The sequence below is a fragment of the Pseudomonas sp. NFIX28 genome (assembly GCF_900107395.1).
In the GTDB taxonomy this organism is placed as follows: Bacteria; Pseudomonadota; Gammaproteobacteria; order Pseudomonadales; family Pseudomonadaceae; genus Aquipseudomonas.
In genome coordinates this window covers 377,631-397,879 of sequence record NZ_FNPW01000002.1, presented here as the reverse complement: position 1 = coordinate 397,879, position 20,249 = coordinate 377,631, and the positions used below count along the sequence as shown (strand labels likewise).

Below are 20,249 nucleotides of genomic sequence, written 5' to 3'. Positions count from 1 at the left end.
CAAGGCTGAGGAATGCGCTGGCAGGTCTGATGTGATCGCGGGCAAGCCTCGCTCCTACGGAGGATGGGATTGCCCGCGATGCGGTCAGCGGAAGCGGTCGACCTCCTGGCGCAGGTCGGCCGCCAGCTTCTCCAGTTCCTTGGCGGTGATCGCCAGGTTCGACACCACTTCGCGCTGTTCGCTATTGGCCAGGGCGATGCTCTGCAGGTTGCTGCTGAGCAGGGTCGCGGTGCTGCTCTGCTCCTGGGTCGCGGTGGTGATCGCGGCGAACTGCTCGCCGGCCGAGCGGCTCTGCTCGTCGATGCGCGCCAGGGCCGAGGCGACATTGGCGTTGCGCGACAGGCCTTCGCGCATCAACACGTTGCCCTGCTCCATGGTGGCGATGGCGTTGCCGGTTTCCTGCTGGATGCTGTTGATCATCACCGAGATTTCGTCGGTGGCTTCGCGGGTTCGCGACGCCAGGTTGCGCACCTCGTCGGCAACCACGGCAAAGCCGCGGCCTTGCTCGCCGGCACGCGCGGCTTCGATGGCGGCGTTGAGCGCCAGCAGGTTGGTCTGGTCGGCAATCGCGGTGATCACCCCGACGATGCCGCCGATTTCCTCGGAGCGCTGGCCCAGGGTATCGATCACCGTGGCGGTGCTGTTCAAGGCGCCGGCGATTTGCTCCAGCGAGGCCGAGGCTTCCTCCATCGAGGTGCGGCCGATCCGGGTCTGCTGGGCATTTTCCTGGGCCAGGCGCTCGGTGTTGCCCATGTTGTCGGCGATGTTCAGCGAGGTGGCGCTGAACTCTTCCACCGCCCCGGCCATGCTGCTGATCTCGCCCGACTGCTGCTCCATGCCCTCGTATGCCCCACTCGATAGCCCGGACAGCGCCTGGGCCCGGCCATTGACTTGCGCGGCGGCCTGGCGGATGTGCTCGACCATGGTCGACAGGGCCTGGCCCATCTGGTTGAAGCTGCCCGCCAACTGGCCGATCTCATCCTGGCTGGAGACATTCAGGCGCGCACTCAGGTCGCCTTTGCCCAAGGCGTCGGCCTGGCGCACCAGGTCACCCAGCGGCGCAAGCTTGCTGCGCAGCAGCCAGACCGTGGCACCCACCGCCAGCAGCATCGCCAACAGGCTGCCGATGACCAGGCGCGTACCGACGCTCCAGGTCACGGCGCGAATCTCGGCCTTCGGCATGCTCGCCACCACCGACCAGGGGCCGCCCTCGAAAGGGACGGCGACGCTGTAGAAGTCCTCGGCCTTGTCGCTCCAGAAACGCCCCTTGCCTGATTGCCCGGCCAGTTCGGTGACGGTCGCCGCCTGCTCCAGGGCTTGTACGCCGGCCGGCGGGACCAGCCATTTTTGCTGTTCGTCGAGCAATGCCAGGGAACCGGTCTGGCCGATGCGGAAGCGCTTGAGGTTGGCGAACTGGGCGTTCTGCGCGTCGGTGTAGTCGAAGCCGACGAACAGCACCGCGATCACCTGGCCGGCGCTGTCCCGCACTGGCGTGTACTGGGTCATGTACAGGCGCTCGAAGAGCAGCGCGCGGCCGACATAACTCTGCCCCGCCATGAGTTTCTGGTAGGCCGGGTGCGCGTGGTCCAGCAGGGTGCCGATGGCCCGGCTGCCGTCCTGCTTGCTCAACGAGGTGCTGACGCGGATGAAGTCGTCGCCGCTGCGCACGAACACGGTCGCCACGCCGGCGGTCATCTGCTTGAACTCGTCGACTTCCTCGAAGTTGTTGTTCAGCACCACGTCACCCAGGTACAGGCCCGGGGTCCGGGTACCGGCCACGGTCACCGGCTGGTCCGGGTGCAGGCTCAGGCCGCCGCTGAAACGCTTTTCGAACAACCCGCTCAGGCGCTGGGTGCTTTCGCGCAAGGTGCTGTGGAAGGTGTTGAGCTGGTCGGCCAGCAGCCGGGCCTCACTGGCCAGGTGTTCTTCCCGGGTGGCGAGGTTGGCGGCGTCCAGCGAGCGCAGGGCGAAAACGGTACTGCCGCTGATCACGATCGCCAGTACCACGGCGAGTGCGAGACCAAGCTGCGAGGCGATCCGGGCACGAGGTTGAGACATGACAGCTCCTGGCCGAGAGACCGGATCGTCCTGATCGCGTCACACGCTCGGCAATGGTTCTAATAAGAATGAGGTCTCGGAACCGGTCAGAACGAAGGTTCCACTTCCAAGGATTCGGCGGCACCGATCAATACTTGAGCGAAGCGCACAGGTATCGCGCGGCCCCGTGGTCATGGGGCCTTCATCGTTTCAGCCAAGGCGCTCGACGGCGGGCAATTGCATGGCCCGCACCTCGTTCTGGAGAAAGTCGCTGAGGCGGCGCAAACGTTCGCCGCCAGGACGGGTCTTGGGCCAGACCAGATAGTAATTCTCGCCACTGGCCACCGCCGTCGGCCAGGGCAGGCTCAGGCGCCCCTGGGCCACATCCTCGGCCACCATCAGCAAATCGCCCATGGACACGCCGTAGCCCCGGGCCGCGGCGATCATGCCCAGCTCCAGGGTGTCGAAGACCTGCCCGCCCTTGAGCGAAACCTGTTCGGACAACCCCATGCGCTCCAGCCAGTTGCGCCAGTCGCGGCGATCCGGGGTCGGGTGCAGCAGCTCGGTGGCGGCCAGTCGCGCCACATCCCACGGCTGGTCGTTGAGCAGGTTCGGCGCGCCCACCGGAATCAGCAGTTCGGGAAACAGGTAGCTGGCCTCCCAGCCCGGCGGGAAATGGCCATTGCTCAGCAGCACCGCGCAGTCGAAGGGCTCCTGGTTGAAGTCCACCGAATCGACGTCCATCCAGGCGCTGGTCAGTTGCACCTCGTTGCCCGGCTGCAAATGCCGGAACCGGCTCAGGCGCGCCAGCAGCCAGCGCATGGTCAGGGTCGAGGGCGCCTTCATGCGCAGGATGTCGTCTTCGGCGCGCAGGGTATTGCAGGCACGCTCAAGGGCGGTGAAGCCCTCGCGAATGCCCGGCAGCAGCAGGCGCGCGGCTTCGGTCAATTGCAGGTTGCGCCCGCTACGCTGGAACAGCCGGCAGGCGAAGTGATCTTCCAGGGTGCGGATATGCCGGCTGACTGCGCTCTGGGTGATCGACAGTTCCTCGGCCGCGCGGGTGAACGAGCTGTGCCGCGCGGCGGCTTCAAAGGCACGCAAGGCATACAGGGGCGGAAGACGACGGGGCATGGCAGCTCTCCACGGGCGCGATGGCGGCAACTTACCAGAATCCGCCTTGCATGAGTTTTAATCATGCTACCAATCGTTTTTATCCCTTTGTGCAAGTCGCCGAGAGCGCCGAGAATCAACCCTCTTCACTCCCTCCTCGGAATCGAGACCGATGACCATGCAGCATCCAGCACGCACCGAACTCTGGGCCATCCTGCGGCTGGCAGGGCCGCTGATCGCCTCGCAGTTGGCGCACATGCTGATGGTGCTGACCGACACCCTGATGATGGCCCGCCTCAGCCCCGAAGCCCTGGCCGGCGGCGGCCTGGGCGCGGCCACCTATTCGTTCGTGTCGATCTTCTGCATCGGCGTGATCGCGGCGGTCGGCACCCTGGTCGCGATTCGCCAGGGTGCCGGCGACATCGAAGGCGCCGCCCGCCTGACCCAGGCCGGGCTCTGGCTGGCATGGCTGATGGCGCTGGTCGCCGGCCTGCTGCTGTGGAACCTCAAACCGGTGTTGCTGCTGTTCGGCCAGACCGAAACCAACGTGCAGTCCGCCGGCCAGTTCCTGCTGATCCTGCCGTTCGCCCTGCCCGGCTACCTGAGTTTCATGGCCCTGCGCGGCTTCACCAGCGCCATCGGCCGCGCCACGCCGGTGATGGTCATCAGCCTGGCCGGCACCGTGGCCAACTTCCTGCTCAACTACGCCTTGATCACCGGCATGTTCGGCCTGCCGAAACTGGGCCTGGTGGGGGTCGGCCTGGTCACCGCCATCGTCGCCAACTGCATGGCCCTGGCGCTGGCCTGGCACATCAAGCGTCACCCAGCCTATGCCGCCTACCCGCTGCGCCAGGGCCTGGCCCGGCCCAACCGCCACTACCTGCGGGAGCTGTGGCGCCTGGGCCTGCCCATCGGCGGTACCTACGCGGTGGAAGTCGGGCTGTTCGCCTTCGCCGCGCTGTGCATGGGCACCATGGGCAGCACCCAACTGGCGGCGCACCAGATCGCCCTGCAGATCGTCTCCGTGGCGTTCATGGTGCCGGCCGGGATCTCCTACGCGATCACCATGCGCATCGGCCAGCACTACGGCGCCGGGCAGTTGCTGCATGCGCGCCTGGCCGGTCGGGTCGGGATTGCCTTTGGCGGCGCGGCTATGCTGGGTTTCGCCATGGTCTTCTGGCTGCTGCCGAACCAGTTGATCGGGCTGTTCCTCGACCATGACGACCCGGCCTTTCGCGATGTCATCAACCTCGCGGTCAGCCTGCTGGCGGTCGCGGCCTGGTTCGAGCTGTTCGACGGCACGCAGACCATCGCCATGGGCGCGATTCGCGGGCTCAAGGATGCCAAGACCACTTTCCTCGTGGGCCTGGGCTGCTACTGGCTGATCGGTGCACCGGCAGCCTGGTTGATGGCCTTCACCCTGGGCTGGGGCGCGACCGGCGTGTGGTGGGGCCTGGCATCGGGGCTGGCATGCGCCGCCATCAGCCTGACCCTGGCCTTTGAATGGAAAATGCAACGGATGATTCGCCGGGAAGGCGCGGAGCCTGCGCCGCGGGATAACTTCCAGGCCGCCCGGGACATCCCGTAGCCGCAAGGAGCAGTTGGGCTGCCGCCCATTGCCCGCGCCTGCCGGGAAGTGCCCTCAGATAACCTCGCCGAGCAGGACCTGCTGGCTTCTGCCGAACGTCAGATATTCCACCAGTTCCGCCAACGGCAGCGGCTTGCTGATCAGGTAACCCTGGGCCTGGTCGCAACCGAAGCTGCGCAGCAAGGCCAGTTGCTCGGGGGTTTCCACGCCTTCGGCCACCACTTCGAGATGGAGGTTGTGGGCCAGGTTGATCATGGCGTGCACCAGCTTGCGGTTCTCGTCGCGCTGCTCCATGCCGCCGACAAAACTCTTGTCGATCTTCAGCAGGGCAATCGGCAGGCTGTTGAGGTGCACGAAAGACGAGAAGCCGGTGCCGAAATCGTCCAGGGAAAACCGCACCCCCAACCGCCCCAGCGCATCCATGGTCTGCTTGACCAGGTCGCTGCGGCGCATCACCGCGGTCTCGGTCAGCTCGAATTCCAGCCATTGCGCCTCGACGCCACGCTCGGCAATCAGCCGGCTGAGGGTCGACAGCAGCTGGCTGTCCTGGAACTGGCGGAACGACAGGTTGACCGCCATGTGCAGCGGCGCCAGGCCGCGTTCGCGCAGGGCCTGCATGTCGCGCAGCGCCCGGGAAATCACCCAGTAGCCCAGCGGCACGATCAGGCCGCTCTGCTCGGCCAGCGGCACGAATTCGCTTGGCGGCAACAGCCCGCGCTCGCCGTGGCGCCAGCGCACCAAGGCCTCGAGGCCGACAATCTGCCCGTCATGCAGGTTCAGGCGCGGCTGGTAATGCAGCTCCAGCTCGTCGCGGCGCAGGGCCCGGCGCAGTTCGCTTTCCAGGTCGGCGAGGCTGCGGGCATTGCGGTTGATGCGTTCGTTGAAGATATGAAAGGTACAGCCCTGGGTACTTTTGGCCTGCTGCATGGCGATGTGCGCGTGCCACATCAGCGGGTCGGCGCCGGCATTCGCCCGGGCATGGGCAATGCCCAGGCTGCAGCCGATCAACAGACTTTCGCCATCGATCCAGTACGGCTCGGCCATGACTTCGACGATGCGTTCGGCCATCCACTCAGCGCGTTGCGGCGCCCGGCGAGTGTCGATCAGCAAGGCGAATTCGTCGCTGCCCAGGCGCGCCAGCTGGTCCCCGGCCTCAAGCTGGCTCTTGAGCCGCGAGACCACTTGCAGGATCAATCGGTCGCCGGCCTGGTGGCCCAGGGCATCGTTGGCGTGGCGGAAGTTGTCGAGGTCCAGGTGCCCCAGGGCCAGGCCGCGCCCTTCGTTTTCCGCCAGGCGCGCCGCCAGCAGGGTCTGGAAACCCTGGCGGTTGGCGATGCCGGTCAGCGGGTCCTGCTCGGCCAGGCGCAGCAGGGTATTTTCCAGCACCCCGCGCTCGCGCACATGGCGCAGGCATCGGCGCACCGTATCGGCGGTGAGGTTCTTGTTCACCAGCCAGTCGCTGGCGCCGGCGGGCGTGCTCTGCGGCTCCTGCTCCAGGAGCAATACCGTTGGCAAGCTGCAACGGCCGGGAGCCGGTTGCAGTTGGGGAACGGTTAACAGAATTGCGGAGCGATCTTCGTCGAACAGACGGCTGACGGATTCCCAGGTCGGGGCACTGATCAGCACCACCGAGTCTCCCAACGGAGCGAGACACTCGCGCAACAACGCTGCCCACGCCGGCTCTTCGGCCAGCAGCAGCAAGCGCAAGGGTTCGACAGGCTTGGACAAGCTAGCTCCCTAGACTCTGGAATAGAAGTTGGCGGCGGGCATTATGACGCGTCGATAAGCAATGACAAATGATATTGATTATCAAACGCAATTTATTGTACCGCTCTAACTCGAACATTAGACGCATATTCAGCGCGCATCCTGAGGGAAAGTATCAAAACCGGCAAATTTAGATAGCGTGCTGCGTCACAAGTCGGAGATAGCAGCAGAATCCGTCCAGCCTGTTAAAATGCCCGCCCATTTCGTTACAGACCCCTTTTTTCGTCATGTCCCGACTCAATCCCCGGCAGCAAGAAGCCGTGAACTACGTCGGCGGCCCTCTTTTGGTGCTCGCCGGTGCTGGCTCCGGCAAGACCAGTGTAATCACGCGCAAGATCGCCCACCTGATCCAGAACTGCGGCATTCGCGCGCAGTACATCGTCGCCATGACCTTCACTAACAAGGCCGCGCGGGAGATGAAGGAACGGGTCGGCACCCTGCTGCGCAGTGGCGAGGGCCGCGGGCTGACCGTGTCGACCTTCCACAACCTGGGGCTGAACATCATCCGCAAGGAGCATGCGCGGCTGGGCTACAAACCCGGTTTCTCGATCTTCGACGAGACCGACGTCAAGGCCCTGATGACCGACATCATGCAAAAGGAATACTCGGGCGACGACGGCGTCGACGAAATCAAGAACATGATCGGCGCCTGGAAGAACGACCTGATCCTGCCGGCCCAGGCCCTGGAAAACGCGCGCAACCCCAAGGAACAGACCGCGGCCATCGTCTACACCCACTACCAGCGCACGCTCAAGGCGTTCAACGCGGTGGACTTCGACGACCTGATCCTGCTGCCGGTGAAGCTGTTCGAGGAGCACGCCGACATCCTCGAGAAGTGGCAAAACAAGGTGCGCTACCTGCTGGTGGACGAATACCAGGACACCAACGCCAGCCAATACCTGCTGGTGAAAATGCTTATCGGCAAGCGCAACCAGTTCACCGTGGTGGGCGACGACGACCAGTCGATCTACGCCTGGCGCGGCGCCCGCCCGGAAAACCTGATGCTGCTCAAGGAGGACTACCCGTCCTTGAAGGTGGTGATGCTCGAGCAGAACTACCGCTCCACCAGCCGCATCCTGCGCTGCGCCAACGTGCTGATCTCCAACAACCCCCACGAATTCGAAAAGCAGCTGTGGAGCGAGATGGGCCACGGCGACGAGATCCGCGTGATCCGCTGCCGCAACGAGGACGCCGAGGCCGAGCGGGTGGCCATGGAAATCCTCAGCCTGCACCTGCGCACCGACCGGCCGTACAGCGACTTCGCGATCCTCTACCGTGGTAACTACCAGGCCAAGCTGATCGAGCTGAAGCTGCAGCATCACCAGGTTCCCTATCGCCTGTCCGGCGGCAACAGCTTCTTCGGGCGCCAGGAAGTGAAGGACCTGATGGCCTACTTCCGCCTGATCGTGAACCCGGACGACGACAACGCCTTCCTGCGGGTGATCAACGTGCCGCGCCGGGAAATCGGCTCCACCACCCTGGAAAAACTCGGCAACTACGCCACCGAACGCAAGATCTCGATGTACGCCGCCACCGATGAAATCGGCCTCGGCGAGCACCTGGACAGTCGCTTCACCGACCGCCTGGCGCGCTTCAAGCGCTTCATGGACAAGGTGCGCGAGCAGTGCGCCGGCGAAGACCCGATCTCCGCCCTGCGCAGCATGGTCATGGACATCGACTACGAGAACTGGCTGCGCACCAACAGCTCCAGCGACAAGGCCGCCGACTACCGGATGGGCAACGTCTGGTTCCTCATCGAAGCCTTGAAGAACACCCTGGAAAAAGACGAAGACGGCGAAATGACCGTCGAGGACGCCATTGGCAAGCTGGTGCTGCGCGACATGCTGGAGCGCCAGCAGGAAGAGGAAGACGGCGCCGAAGGCGTGCAGATGATGACCCTGCATGCCTCCAAGGGCCTGGAATTCCCTTATGTGTTCATCATGGGCATGGAGGAGGAAATCCTCCCCCACCGCTCCAGTATCGAAGCCGACACCATCGAGGAAGAACGCCGCCTGGCCTACGTGGGCATTACCCGCGCGCGCCAGACCCTGGCCTTCACCTTTGCCGCCAAGCGCAAGCAATACGGCGAGATCATCGACTGCGCGCCCAGCCGCTTCCTCGATGAATTGCCCCCGGACGACCTGGCCTGGGAAGGCAACGACGACACGCCGACCGAAGTCAAAGCCGTTCGCGGCAATAGCGCACTGGCGGATATACGCGCGATGTTAAAGCGCTAGAATCGACTACTTTTTAATCTACTTTCGGCGCCCATCGCGCCAACAGAGGAAGCTGTTGTGGAAGCACTGCACAAGAAAATCCGCGAAGAAGGCATCGTGCTTTCCGACCAGGTCCTGAAAGTCGACGCCTTTCTGAACCATCAGATCGACCCGGCCCTGATGAAGCTGATCGGCGACGAATTCGCCACGCTGTTCAAGGATTCGGGCATCACCAAGATCGTCACCATCGAAGCCTCGGGCATCGCCCCGGCGATCATGACTGGCCTGAACCTCGGCGTGCCGGTGATTTTCGCGCGCAAGCACCAGTCCCTGACCCTGACCGAAAACCTGCTGTCGGCGACCGTCTACTCGTTCACCAAGCAGACCGAAAGCACCGTGGCGATTTCCCCGCGCCACCTGACCAGCAGCGACCGCGTGCTGATCATCGATGACTTCCTGGCCAACGGTAAGGCGTCCCAGGCGCTGATTTCGATCATCAAGCAGGCGGGCGCCACCGTCGCCGGCCTGGGCATCGTCATCGAGAAGTCGTTCCAGGGCGGCCGTGCCGAACTGGATGCGCAGGGCTATCGCGTGGAATCCCTGGCCCGGGTCAAATCCCTGGCCGGTGGCGTGGTGAGCTTTATCTAAGAGGCTTCGCCTCTGATCGCGGGCAAGCCTCGCTCCTACAGAGACCACCCGCGCCTGTAGGAGCAGCCGGTCGACGCTCGATTGCCCGCGATGACGCGGGCAGGCGTCGACCTCACGCCTGCGCCGTCTCCTGCAGCGCCGCCAGCAGCAAACGCTGATAGATCTCCTCGCGCCAGCCATCGGGCTTCACCAGCTGCATGCGCTGCAAATGCGCCGGGAAAGCCTCGGGCGGCGGCGCATCCAGCGCCGCCTTGCCCAGCTCAAGAATCTCGCTGAGCTTGAACTTGCTCTTCAGCCAGTTCAGCGCCCGCAGCAGGTCCCGCTCCTCTGCGCTGAAATCGCTGCCCAACGGATACTCCGGAAACAGATGCCGGTGCTGCGCCTGGATCGTCAGCAGGCGTTGCGGGTGGTTGTCGGTAAAACGCGGATCGAGGCGGAAATCCCTGGGCAGCTTGCCGGCCTTCTGCGCTTGTTCGATCAGGCCCGGCTGGAAACGCGAGTCGCTGACATTGAGCAGCGCTTCGATGACCTTTGCATCGCTCTTGCCACGCAGATCGGCAATGCCGTACTCGGTGACCACAATGTCCCGCAGATGCCGCGGGATGGTGCAGTGGCTGTATTCCCAGACGATGTTGGAGCTGACCAGGCCTGCGGATTCGCGCCAGCTGCGCAGGATCAGGATCGAGCGCGCGCCATGCAACGCATGGCCCTGGGCGACGAAGTTGTACTGCCCGCCGACGCCACTGAGCACCCGGCCGCCTTCCAGTTGGTCCGCGACCCCGGCTCCCAGCAGGGTGACCATGATCGAACTGTTGATGAAGCGCGCATCCTGGCGCTGCAAGCGCTTGAGTTCTTCGTCGCCGTACAGCTCGTTGATGTAGCTGATGGCGGTCATGTTGAACTCGGCGAGCTTGCTCTTGGGCAGCTCCCTGAGGCGCTGATAGAAGCTGCGCGGCCCAAGGAAAAACCCGCCATGCACCGACACCCCGCCCAGCGCCTGGGCCTCATCCAGCGTCCCGGCATTGGCTTGTTGCTGCAGCGCCACCGAGGGGTAGACCTTGCGCCGCACAATGCCGGCATCGGCCAGGGCCAGCAGGCCGTTGACGAACATCTCGCTGCAGCCATAAAGCCCCTTGGCGAAAGGCTCCACTCCGCCTTCGCGCTCGATCAGCGGCTTCCAGCACTGGATCTCCAGGTCCGCCAGCAGGGCCCGATAACCGACGTTGTCCGCCTGGCGCGCCAATAATGCCGCCGTCAGCGCATCGCCCATGGAACCGATGCCGATCTGCAACGTGCCGCCGTCGCGCACCAGGGTGCTGGCATGCAGGCCGATGAAGTGATCCTGGAACCCCACCGGCATGTTCGGCGTGGAAAACAGCGTGCTGGCTTCCTCTTCGTCGAGCAGCAGGTCGAAGGTGGCGGCGTCGATCTCAGCGTCGCCCGGCATGTAGGGCAGGTCGCGATGCACCTGGCCCAGCAGCAGGATGGTTTCGCCGGCGGCGCGCCGCTGTTCGATCATCGGTAACAGGTCGAGGGTGATATCCGGGTTGCAGCTCAGGCTCAGGCGACCGGCCTGCTGCGGGTCCCGGGCCACCAACTGGGCAACCAGGTTCAGGCCTGCGTTATTGATGTCGCGCGCGGCATGGCTGTAGTTGCTGCAGACGTAATCCTGCTGCGCCGCCGGGCTGTTGAGCAGGCTGCCGGGCTGCATGAAGAACTGTTCGATATGGATATTGGCCGGCACCTGGCTACGGTGCAGGTCGGCGAGGAACTCCAGCTCGGGGTAATCACCGAATACCTGCTCGATGAACGGCTCGAGGAAGCGCCGTTGCAGGCCATCGCCCAACGGCGGGCGGCCCAGGCTCAGGGCGGTGTAGATGGTCAACCGGCGCTCGGGCAGTTGCGCGATGCGACGATACAGGGCATTGGCAAACCGGTTGGGTTTGCCCAGCCCCAGCGGCATGCCCATGTGAATATGCGCCGGCAAGCGTGCCAGGACCTCATCGACCGCCTGCTCGATAGAACATGACTGCACCATCCGATCCTCCTGAAGCCTTCCATGAATTGAGGTTGGATCGAGCTTGCCGGGTCTTCGCCGCGATGAACAGTCCCAGCCGAATCGCAGGCATGAAAAAAGCCGCTCGTAAGCGGCTTTTTTGCGGAAAATGCAGGCTTATTTCAAGCCGGACATTTTCTGGATGGCGCCTTTGAGCTCGTCGTCGGAGCAGTCGGCGCAAGTGCCTTTAGGCGGCATTGCGTTCAAGCCAGTGATGGCCTTGGCCAGCAGGCCGTCGAGGCCGCCCTGGTGATCGGCACGTTCTTTCCAGGCTGCGGCGTCGCCGATTTTCGGCGCTCCCAGCAGGCCGGAGCCGTGGCAAGCATTGCAATGCTTGGCGATCACTTCGTCTGGAGTCTTCGCACCGCCGCCACCTGCGGCAACAGCGACTTCCATGCCCTTGCATTCCTGCCCCTGGACGCAGACCTGGCCAACCGGCTCGAGGCGCTTGGCAATGTCGTCGTTGGTTGCAGCTTGAGCGCTGACAGCCCAGAGGGCCAATACGGTTGCTGGTGCAGCCAGCATTTTCATAATTAGGTTCACGCGTACACCCTCAATGGTGGCTAGTCACGCCCACGGCCACGGTTTCGCGGGCGGGCGCAAGTATAACGGTTAGCCCGTCACTCCGAAACAACCCTAGATTCAAAGGGGAATTAGAGCAGGGCAAAAGGCTGCTTCGGGCACCGCTGCAATCCTTGCAGGACGCCTCTTCTATTAGAAGTTCGCGGGCGTGGCTGCGCTGATTAGTCGCGCTGGGGCATCGAAGGGATTACGGAAACGGTGCGGCTTGGTGCTTTCGAAATAGTAGCTGTCACCGGCTTCGAGCACGAATGTCTCGAGGCCTACCACCAGTTCCAGGCGTCCTTCCACGAGAATCCCGGTTTCTTCGCCTTCATGGGTGAGCATTTCTTCACCGGTATCGGCACCCGGCGGATAGATCTCGTTGAGGAAAGCGATCGCCCGGCTCGGATGCGCCCGACCGACCAGCTTCATGGTCACCGCACCATCGGAAATATCGATCAACTCGTTGGCTTTGTAGACGATCTGAGTAGGTTTTTCCTGGAGGATTTCTTCCGAAAAAAACTCGACCATCGACATGGGAATGCCGCCAAGAACCTTTCTCAGCGAACTGATCGAGGGGCTGACGCTGTTCTTCTCGATCATCGAAATAGTGCTGTTGGTGACGCCCGCGCGCTTGGCGAGTTCACGCTGGGAAAGGCCTTTGAGTTTACGGATGGATTGCAGTCGTTCACCGACGTCCAATGCGGCAGCCTCCTAGGGATCAGGCGTTGTTGTAGTTGAGCGTTATCATGGCGATAGCGTTCAGTATTTACAACACTTGGGCCCCAATCCCGGAGGGGAAGGCGACTTCCGGCGCGGCATCGAGGTATTCAGCCCTCGGAATAGATGCGCGGCACCCGGCGCAGGTTGCAAAACAGCTGGTACGGAATGGTATCGGCGGCTGCCGCCAGCTCGCTGGCGAGGATATTCCTGCCCCACAGCTCGACGGTCGAACCCAGCCCGGCCTGCGGCACGTCGGTCAGGTCGATGCACAACATGTCCATGGAAACCCGGCCGAGCAGCTGGGTACGCTGCCCCGCCACCAGCACCGGCGCACCGGTCGGCGCATGCCGCGGATAACCGTCGGCGTACCCCATGGCCACCACGCCGATACGCATCGGCCGTGGCGTGACGAATTTGGCGCCATACCCCACCGGCTCGCCGGCCGGCAATTCGCGCACGCAGATTACCTTCGATTCCAGGGTCATCACCGGTTGCAGACGTGCCGCCAGCGGATGCGCCTCTTCGAACGGGGTCGAGCCGTACAGCATGATGCCGGGGCGCACCCAGTCGCTGGGGATATTCGGCCAGCCCAGCACGGCCGGCGAATTGCGCAGGCTGATCTCGGCCGACAAGCCCTGGCGCGCCGCCTCGAACACCGCGACCTGCTCGTCGCAGCTGCTGCAGCTGAGCTCGTCGGCGCGGGCGAAGTGGCTCATCAATACGATCTTCGCCACCTTGCCGCTGGCCAGCAGCCGTTGATAGGCCGGCTGGTAGTCCTTGGGGTGCAGGCCCACGCGGTGCATGCCCGAATCCAGCTTGAGCCATACCGTCAGCGGTTTGGCGATCGTGGCTTGCTCGATGGCGTCCAGCTGCCACAACGAATGCACCACGCACCAGAAATCGTGCTCGACGATCAGGTCCAGTTCGTCGGCCTCGAAAAACCCTTCGAGCAGCAATATCGGCGCGCGAATCCCCGCCGCCCGCAACTCCAGGGCCTCTTCGATACAGGCCACGGCGAAACCGTCGGCCTCGGCTTCCAGCGCCTGGGCGCAGCGCACCGCGCCATGGCCATAGGCATCGGCCTTGATCACCGCGAGCGCACGGGCGTCCGGCGACGCTTCGCGGGCCAGTTGGTAGTTGTGACGCAGGGCTTGAAGATCGATCAGGGCACGGGCAGGACGCATGGCGGCAGACTTCTAGGCGGTCATGTGGGAAGAAAAAACCGGTGCCGGCCGACAACGTTAACCATCAGTGGCACCGGGAGAGGGATCTTGCTTAAGGCAGAGCAGCCACGACGGACAGCTCGACCAGGATTTGCGGTTCGCAGAGCTTGGCTTCGACAGTCGCGCGGGCTGGGGCGACGCCTTTTGGCAGCCACTGGTCCCATACGCTGTTCATCCCGGCGAAGTGCGCATCGATGTCCTTCAGGTAGATGGTCACCGACAGCAAGCGCGACTTGTCGGTACCGGCCAGATCCAGCAAGCGCTCGATGTTGGCGAGGGTCTCGCGGGTCTGCTGCTCAATCCCGGCGTTCAGGTCGTCGCCGACTTGCCCGGCCAGATACACGGTACCGCTGTGAACGACGATCTGGCTCATGCGCTCATTGGTGAGCTGGCGCTGGATTGACATGTTTTGCAGGCTCCTGAGGATTACCGTAACGAGAAATATCGAGACCTTCGGCGCTGATCTGCGGCTTTTTCTTCGCCATCAGATCGGCCAGCAGACGACCGGAACCACAGGCCATGGTCCAGCCAAGCGTGCCGTGGCCCGTATTCAGGAACAGGTTGCGCATTGGCGTGGCGCCGACGATAGGCGTGCCGTCCGGGGTGGTAGGACGCAGGCCGGTCCAGAAACTGGCCTGGGACAGGTCACCGCCCTGAGGATAAAGATCGTTGACGATCATCTCCAGCGTTTCACGCCGACGCGGGTTCAGCGAGAGGTCAAAACCGGCGATTTCCGCCATGCCGCCAACACGAATACGGTTGTCGAAACGGGTGATCGCGACCTTGTAGGTTTCGTCGAGGATGGTCGAAGTCGGAGCCATCGCCGGGTTGGTGATCGGCACGGTCAACGAGTAACCCTTGAGCGGATACACCGGGGCCTTGATGCCCAGCGGCTTGAGCAGTTGCGGCGAATAGCTGCCCAGGGCCAGCACGTAGCGGTCGGCGGTTTCCAGCTTGCCGTCGATCCATACGCCGTTGATGCGGTCACCGGCGTAATCAAGGCGCTGGATGTCCTGTTCGAAACGGAATTCCACGCCCAGCTTGATGCACATTTGCGCCAGGCGCGTGGTGAAGATCTGGCAGTCGCCGGTCTGGTCGTTCGGCAGGCGCAGGGCACCGGCCAGGATGTCGGTGACCTGACCCAGGGCCGGCTCGACGCGGGCGATGCCCTCGCGGTCCAGCAACTCGAATGGCACGCCGGACTCCTTGAGCACGGCGATATCCTTGGCCGCACCATCCAGTTGCGCCTGGGTACGGAACAGCTGGGTGGTGCCCAGGCTGCGGCCTTCGTAGGCGATGCCGGTCTCCAGGCGCAACTCGTCGAGGCAGTCGCGGCTGTACTCGGACAAGCGGACCATGCGCTCCTTGTTCACGGCGTAGCGGGCAGCGGTGCAGTTGCGCAGCATCTGCGCCATCCACAGGTATTGGTCGATGTCGGCGGTGGCCTTGATCGCCAGCGGCGCGTGGCGTTGCAGCAGCCACTTGATGGCCTTGAGCGGCACGCCCGGCGCGGCCCAGGGCGAGGCATAACCGGGCGAAACCTGGCCAGCGTTGGCGAAGCTGGTTTCCATGGCTACGGCCGGCTGACGGTCGACAACAGTCACTTCGAAACCGGCACGGGCCAGATAGTAGGCACTGGTGGTACCGATTACGCCGCTACCCAAGACCAGAACGCGCATTTTCATATCCCTCATCGCGGACAACCGCTGACGTTTGTTATTCAGAGCGAAGATGCGCGCAGTATAAAAAGCAATGACCAGTGCTTTTCACTATATAAACGCCTATATTTGGCGAGAATTCTCGGCAAAAACCCTTTTCACGGAGGCGCATCCCCTATGCGTACCAACCATCAGACAAAGCGCGAGCTAGACAAGATAGATCGCAATATCTTGCGCATCCTGCAGGCAGATGGACGCATCTCTTTTACCGAGCTCGGGGAGAAGGTCGGGCTGTCGACCACGCCGTGCACCGAACGGGTCCGCCGCCTGGAGCGCGAAGGCATCATCATGGGCTACAACGCCCGGCTCAACCCGCAGCACCTCAAGGGCAGCCTGCTGGTGTTCGTCGAGATCAGCCTGGACTACAAGTCCGGCGACACCTTCGAGGAATTTCGCCGTGCCGTGCTGAAGCTGCCTCACGTACTGGAATGCCACCTGGTGTCGGGGGACTTTGACTATCTGGTGAAGGCACGGATATCCGAAATGGCCTCGTACCGCAAACTGCTGGGCGACATCCTGCTCAAGCTGCCCCACGTGCGTGAGTCCAAGAGCTATATCGTGATGGAAGAGGTGAAAGAGAGCCTGAACCTGCCGATTCCGGATTGACTACAACGAGCTGAGACCAGTGTTGTCAGGGTAATCGCTACGCGGGCAATCGAGCGTCGACCGGCCGCTCCTACGGGACCGGTGCAATCTGTAGGAGCGAGGCTTGCCCGCGATGGCTTCGGGTCAGACCAGCACCTGCCGGGTGCTCGCCATGTATTCATGGATCTGTTTTTCCACCCGCGGGTGGATCATTTCCACCGGACGCCGACCGTTGGGGCATGGCAGGCTCGGCGTGGTGCCGAACAGGCGGCAGATCAGCGGCCGCTCGTCATACACCGTGCAGCCGTTGGGCCCCAGGTGCACACAGTTCAGCTCCTCCATCGCCGCGTCCTGCTCGGCCCGGGTCTTGCGCGGCAGGCGCGACATTTCTTCGGTCGAGGTGGTAACCGGGCCGCAGCAGTCATGACAGCCGGGCACGCATTCGAACGAGGGGATCTGCTGTCGGAGCATGCGGATTTTCTGGCTGTTGCAGCTCATCGGAGCGTTTACCGGGGGTATGGGGAAGCGGCGATTCTGCCCTAAAAGCCTTGTTGCAGACAGCACTGGCCGACCAGTGTTGCCGCGCCGGAAAGGTCCGGCTTATGCTCCGTCAAATTTTCCAAACACTACGAATCAGGATGATCCACATGAACACCCGTGTTCAGCCGTCGGGGCCAGGCCATTCGCACCCCGCTTCCTATTACGCCGCCAGCAGCCTGCCGCAGCCCGACTATCCGGCGCTGGCTGGCGAGCATACGGCGGACGTATGCGTGGTTGGCGGCGGCTTCTCCGGGCTCAACACCGCAATCGAGCTGGCCGAGCGCGGGCTCAGCGTGATTGTGCTGGAGGCGCGCAAGATCGGCTGGGGCGCCAGCGGGCGCAACGGCGGGCAATTGATTCGCGGGGTGGGTCACGGCCTCGAACAATTCGCCCCCATCATCGGCGAAGACGGCGTACGCCAGATGAAACTGATGGGCCTGGAAGCGGTGGAAATCGTCCGCCAACGCATCGAGCATTTCCAAATTCCCTGCGACCTGACCTGGGGCTATTGCGACCTGGCCAACAAACCGCGCGACCTCGAAGGTTTCGCCGAAGATGCCCAGGAGTTGCGCGACCTGGGCTATCGCCATGAAACACGCCTGCTGCAAGCCGATGAAATGCACAGCGTGGTGGGCTCCGACCGATATGTCGGCGGCCTGATCGACATGGGCTCCGGCCACCTGCATCCGTTGAACCTGGCCCTGGGCGAAGCCGCAGTGGCGCAACAGCTGGGCGTACGCCTGTTCGAACACTCGGCCGCGACCCGCATCGACTACGGGCCGCAGATCAAGGTCCATACCGCCCAGGGTGCGGTGCGCGCCAACACCCTGGTGCTGGGGTGCAACGCCTACCTCAACGACCTCAACCCGCAACTGGGTGGCAAGGTCCTGCCGGCCGGCAGCTACATCATCGCCACCGAACCCTTGAGCGAGGAGCTGGCCCATTCCCTGTTGCCACAGAACATGGCGGTCTGCGACCAGCGCGTGGCCCTGGATTACTACCGCCTTTCGGCTGACCGCCGCCTGCTGTTCGGCGGTGCCTGCCATTATTCCGGCCGCGACCCACAAGACATCGCCGCTTATATGCGCCCGAAGATGCTGCAGGTATTCCCGCAGCTGGCAGCAGTAAGGATCGACTATCAGTGGGGCGGCATGATCGGCATCGGCGCCAACCGCCTGCCGCAGATCGGCCGCCTCAAGGACCAGCCCAATGTGTATTACGCCCAGGCCTATTCGGGCCACGGGGTGAATGCCACGCACCTGGCCGGCAAGTTGCTGGCCGAAGCCATCAGCGGCCAACAGAGCGGCGGTTTCGACCTGTTCGCCCAGGTCCCGCACATCACCTTCCCAGGCGGCAAGCACCTGCGCTCGCCGCTGCTGGCACTGGGGATGCTCTGGCATCGGTTGAAAGAGCTGGTCTGAACCTGTAGCCGCTGGCGCCAGGCTGCGATCGACTGCGCAGCAGGCGAAAAAAAGGCCGCATCCGGTTTCCTGTGAAATCGGATGCGGCCTTTTGCGGTTGCCGCGCAACCGATCGCAGGCTGCGCCAGCGGCTAAACCGCGGGGACTTTCAAAGCCGCCAGAACGGCTTGAGCCCTTCCTGCCGCGCCTGTTCGCGACTCAGGCCGATATCGCGCAACTGTTCGGTACTCAGTTCAAGCAGCGCCTTGCGTGTACGCAGTCGATGCCAGTACAGGCCCCAGGCGCCGAGGCCGGATGGCGCATTGCGCGCGGACGTCGCCCCTGCTGCCCGCTCCTGCCCAGCCGCCAGTTCCTGACTGTGTAACGACAGACGCACATCGCTCAAGCCGTTCATTTTTGCTGCTCCTGTTTACTTGGGTCGCTATGAGCAGACATCATGCGCGGGTGCCAAAAACCATTACAGATTCAAAGAGCCGCTATTATTTCCATACAGAATTTCCCCTATCCGGGCTGAATCCTGTAATTTTGCGCCATCTGTACTGGTCACCCGAATCAATTATCCCGAGGCTGCGCCATGACCCTGTATGTCAATCTCGCCGAACTGCTGGGCACCCGTATCGAACAAGGCTTCTATCGCCCCGGCGACCGGCTGCCGTCGGTGCGCGCCTTGAGCGTCGAACACGGGGTCAGCCTGAGTACCGTGCAGCAGGCTTATCGGATGCTGGAAGACAGCGGCCTGGCGACGCCCAAGCCCAAGTCCGGTTATTTCGTGCCGGTCAGTCGCGAGTTGCCGGCATTGCCCGCGGTGGGCCGGCCGGCGCAGCGGCCGGTGGAGATTTCGCAGTGGGACCAGGTGCTGGAGCTGATCCGCAGCGTGCCGCGCAAGGACATCGTCCAGCTGGGCCGCGGCATGCCCGACGTCACCAGCCCGACCCTCAAGCCCCTGCTGCGCGGGCTGGCCCGCATCAGCCGGCGCCAGGACATGCCCGGCCTGTATTACGACACCATCTACGGTGTGCACGAACTGCGTGAACAACTGGCGCGCCTGATGCTCGATTCCGGCTGCCAGATCGGCGCCAACGACCTGGTGATCACCACCGGCTGTCATGAAGCCTTGTCCACCAGCATCCGCGCTACCTGCGAGCCCGGGGATATCGTCGCCGTCGACTCGCCGAGCTTTCACGGCGCCATGCAGACCCTCAAGGGCCTGGGCATGAAAGCCCTGGAAATCCCCACCGACCCGCTCACCGGCATCAGCCTCGACGCCCTCGAACTGGCCCTGGAGCAATGGCCGATCAAGGCCATACAGTTGACCCCCAACTGCAACAACCCGCTGGGCTATATCATGCCGGAGTCGCGCAAGCGGGCCCTGCTGACCCTGGCCCAGCGCTTTGACGTGGCGATCATCGAAGACGATGTGTATGGCGAGCTGTCCTACACCTACCCGCGCCCGCGGACCATCAAGTCGTTCGATGACGATGGCCGGGTGCTGCTGTGCAGTTCCTTCTCCAAGACCCTGGCGCCGGGGCTGCGCATTGGCTGGGTCGCCCCCGGGCGCTACCTGGAACGGGTGCTGCACATGAAGTACATCAGCACCGGCTCCACCGCGCCGCAGCCGCAGATCGCCATCGCCGAGTTCCTCAAGAGCGGCAATTTCGAGCCGCACCTGCGGCGCCTGCGCACCCAATACCAGCGCAACCGCGACCTGATGATCGACTGGGTCAGCCGCTACTTCCCCGCCGGCACCCGCGCCAGCCGACCGCAGGGCGGGTTCATGCTGTGGGTCGAACTGCCGGAAGGTTTCGACACCCTGCGCCTGAACCGCGCGCTGCTCGGCCAGGGCGTGCAGATTGCCGTGGGCAGCATTTTTTCGGCCTCGGGCAAGTACCGCAATTGCCTGCGGATGAACTACGCTGCCAAACCAACGGCACAGATCGAGGAAGCCGTGCGCAAAGTGGGCGCCGCCGCCATCAAGCTGCTGGCTGAAGATTGCGCAACGGACTGACCTTTTTCCGTGAAAGCGGCGTCACAGCTAGAACACCGCTGCGATTCGAGA

General features: G+C 63.5%; 17 protein-coding genes. 6 read left to right on the top strand and 11 right to left on the bottom strand.

Annotated elements, in window-relative coordinates:
• Nucleotides 1–84: 84 nt before the first annotated feature.
• Both BLV20_RS05280 and BLV20_RS05270 read right to left on the bottom strand, forming a co-directional pair.
• Entirely contained in the window at nucleotides 85–2,058 is a 1,974-nt protein-coding gene (locus tag BLV20_RS05280; RefSeq protein ID WP_092297931.1) for a methyl-accepting chemotaxis protein, read from the bottom strand.
• A 189-nt stretch (nucleotides 2,059–2,247) separates the two neighbouring features.
• A complete protein-coding gene (locus BLV20_RS05270; RefSeq protein WP_092297928.1) occupies nucleotides 2,248–3,168 on the bottom strand; it encodes a LysR substrate-binding domain-containing protein in 921 nt (306 codons plus the stop codon).
• 157 nt (nucleotides 3,169–3,325) lie between these two features.
• Between BLV20_RS05270 and BLV20_RS05265 the strand changes: the two genes are divergently transcribed.
• Entirely contained in the window at nucleotides 3,326–4,735 is a 1,410-nt protein-coding gene (locus BLV20_RS05265) for a NorM family multidrug efflux MATE transporter (RefSeq protein ID WP_175540141.1), read from the top strand.
• Between the two features lie 54 nt (nucleotides 4,736–4,789).
• Here BLV20_RS05265 and BLV20_RS05260 read toward each other — a convergent pair whose 3' ends face one another.
• Nucleotides 4,790–6,463 (bottom strand): putative bifunctional diguanylate cyclase/phosphodiesterase, encoded by a 1,674-nt coding sequence (locus tag BLV20_RS05260; RefSeq protein ID WP_092297922.1) that lies wholly within the window; start codon nucleotides 6,461–6,463, stop codon nucleotides 4,790–4,792.
• Nucleotides 6,464–6,729: 266 nt separating this feature from the next.
• Here BLV20_RS05260 and rep point away from each other — a divergent pair, with 266 nt between their 5' ends.
• Nucleotides 6,730–8,739 carry a DNA helicase Rep gene (gene rep, locus BLV20_RS05255; protein WP_092297919.1) on the top strand — a complete coding sequence of 670 codons (2,010 nt, stop codon included), beginning with the start codon at nucleotides 6,730–6,732 and terminating at the stop codon, nucleotides 8,737–8,739.
• A 57-nt stretch (nucleotides 8,740–8,796) separates the two neighbouring features.
• A complete protein-coding gene (locus BLV20_RS05250; protein WP_009051549.1) occupies nucleotides 8,797–9,366 on the top strand; it encodes a xanthine phosphoribosyltransferase in 570 nt (189 codons plus the stop codon).
• Between the two features lie 112 nt (nucleotides 9,367–9,478).
• Here BLV20_RS05250 and BLV20_RS05245 read toward each other — a convergent pair whose 3' ends face one another.
• The 6 genes from BLV20_RS05245 to dadA form a co-directional block, all read right to left on the bottom strand.
• A complete protein-coding gene (locus tag BLV20_RS05245) occupies nucleotides 9,479–11,404 on the bottom strand; it encodes an acetyl-CoA hydrolase/transferase C-terminal domain-containing protein (protein WP_092297917.1) in 1,926 nt (641 codons plus the stop codon).
• Between the two features lie 135 nt (nucleotides 11,405–11,539).
• Nucleotides 11,540–11,953, bottom strand: coding sequence for a c-type cytochrome (locus BLV20_RS05240; protein ID WP_063433388.1), 414 nt, complete (start codon nucleotides 11,951–11,953; stop codon nucleotides 11,540–11,542).
• A gap of 183 nt (nucleotides 11,954–12,136) precedes the next feature.
• Complete coding sequence (locus BLV20_RS05235) at nucleotides 12,137–12,685, bottom strand: cupin domain-containing protein (RefSeq protein WP_007932420.1); 549 nt, start codon at nucleotides 12,683–12,685, stop codon at nucleotides 12,137–12,139.
• 128 nt (nucleotides 12,686–12,813) lie between these two features.
• On the bottom strand, nucleotides 12,814–13,890 hold the full coding sequence (alr, locus tag BLV20_RS05230; protein ID WP_092297913.1) for an alanine racemase: 1,077 nt from the start codon (nucleotides 13,888–13,890) through the stop codon (nucleotides 12,814–12,816).
• Between the two features lie 91 nt (nucleotides 13,891–13,981).
• Nucleotides 13,982–14,335: a RidA family protein gene (locus BLV20_RS05225; protein WP_092297910.1), complete on the bottom strand. Its 354-nt coding sequence runs from the start codon at nucleotides 14,333–14,335 to the stop codon at nucleotides 13,982–13,984.
• A complete protein-coding gene (gene dadA / locus BLV20_RS05220) occupies nucleotides 14,307–15,608 on the bottom strand; it encodes a D-amino acid dehydrogenase (RefSeq protein WP_092298503.1) in 1,302 nt (433 codons plus the stop codon). Before dadA ends, BLV20_RS05225 begins: the two co-directional genes overlap by 29 nt.
• 156 nt (nucleotides 15,609–15,764) lie before the next feature.
• Here dadA and BLV20_RS05215 point away from each other — a divergent pair, with 156 nt between their 5' ends.
• Complete coding sequence (locus tag BLV20_RS05215) at nucleotides 15,765–16,253, top strand: Lrp/AsnC ligand binding domain-containing protein (RefSeq protein ID WP_017125528.1); 489 nt, start codon at nucleotides 15,765–15,767, stop codon at nucleotides 16,251–16,253.
• A gap of 123 nt (nucleotides 16,254–16,376) precedes the next feature.
• Here the strand turns inward: BLV20_RS05215 and BLV20_RS05210 are convergent, their stop codons facing one another.
• Complete coding sequence (locus BLV20_RS05210) at nucleotides 16,377–16,730, bottom strand: YkgJ family cysteine cluster protein (RefSeq protein ID WP_092297907.1); 354 nt, start codon at nucleotides 16,728–16,730, stop codon at nucleotides 16,377–16,379.
• Nucleotides 16,731–16,879: 149 nt separating this feature from the next.
• Between BLV20_RS05210 and BLV20_RS05205 the strand changes: the two genes are divergently transcribed.
• Nucleotides 16,880–18,193, top strand: a complete 1,314-nt coding sequence (locus BLV20_RS05205; protein WP_092297904.1) for an NAD(P)/FAD-dependent oxidoreductase — start codon at nucleotides 16,880–16,882, stop codon at nucleotides 18,191–18,193.
• A gap of 148 nt (nucleotides 18,194–18,341) precedes the next feature.
• Here the strand turns inward: BLV20_RS05205 and BLV20_RS05200 are convergent, their stop codons facing one another.
• Nucleotides 18,342–18,587 carry a DUF1127 domain-containing protein gene (locus BLV20_RS05200; RefSeq protein ID WP_092297901.1) on the bottom strand — a complete coding sequence of 82 codons (246 nt, stop codon included), beginning with the start codon at nucleotides 18,585–18,587 and terminating at the stop codon, nucleotides 18,342–18,344.
• Between the two features lie 180 nt (nucleotides 18,588–18,767).
• Between BLV20_RS05200 and BLV20_RS05195 the strand changes: the two genes are divergently transcribed.
• On the top strand, nucleotides 18,768–20,198 hold the full coding sequence (locus BLV20_RS05195; protein ID WP_092297898.1) for an aminotransferase-like domain-containing protein: 1,431 nt from the start codon (nucleotides 18,768–18,770) through the stop codon (nucleotides 20,196–20,198).
• Nucleotides 20,199–20,249: the final 51 nt, after the last annotated feature.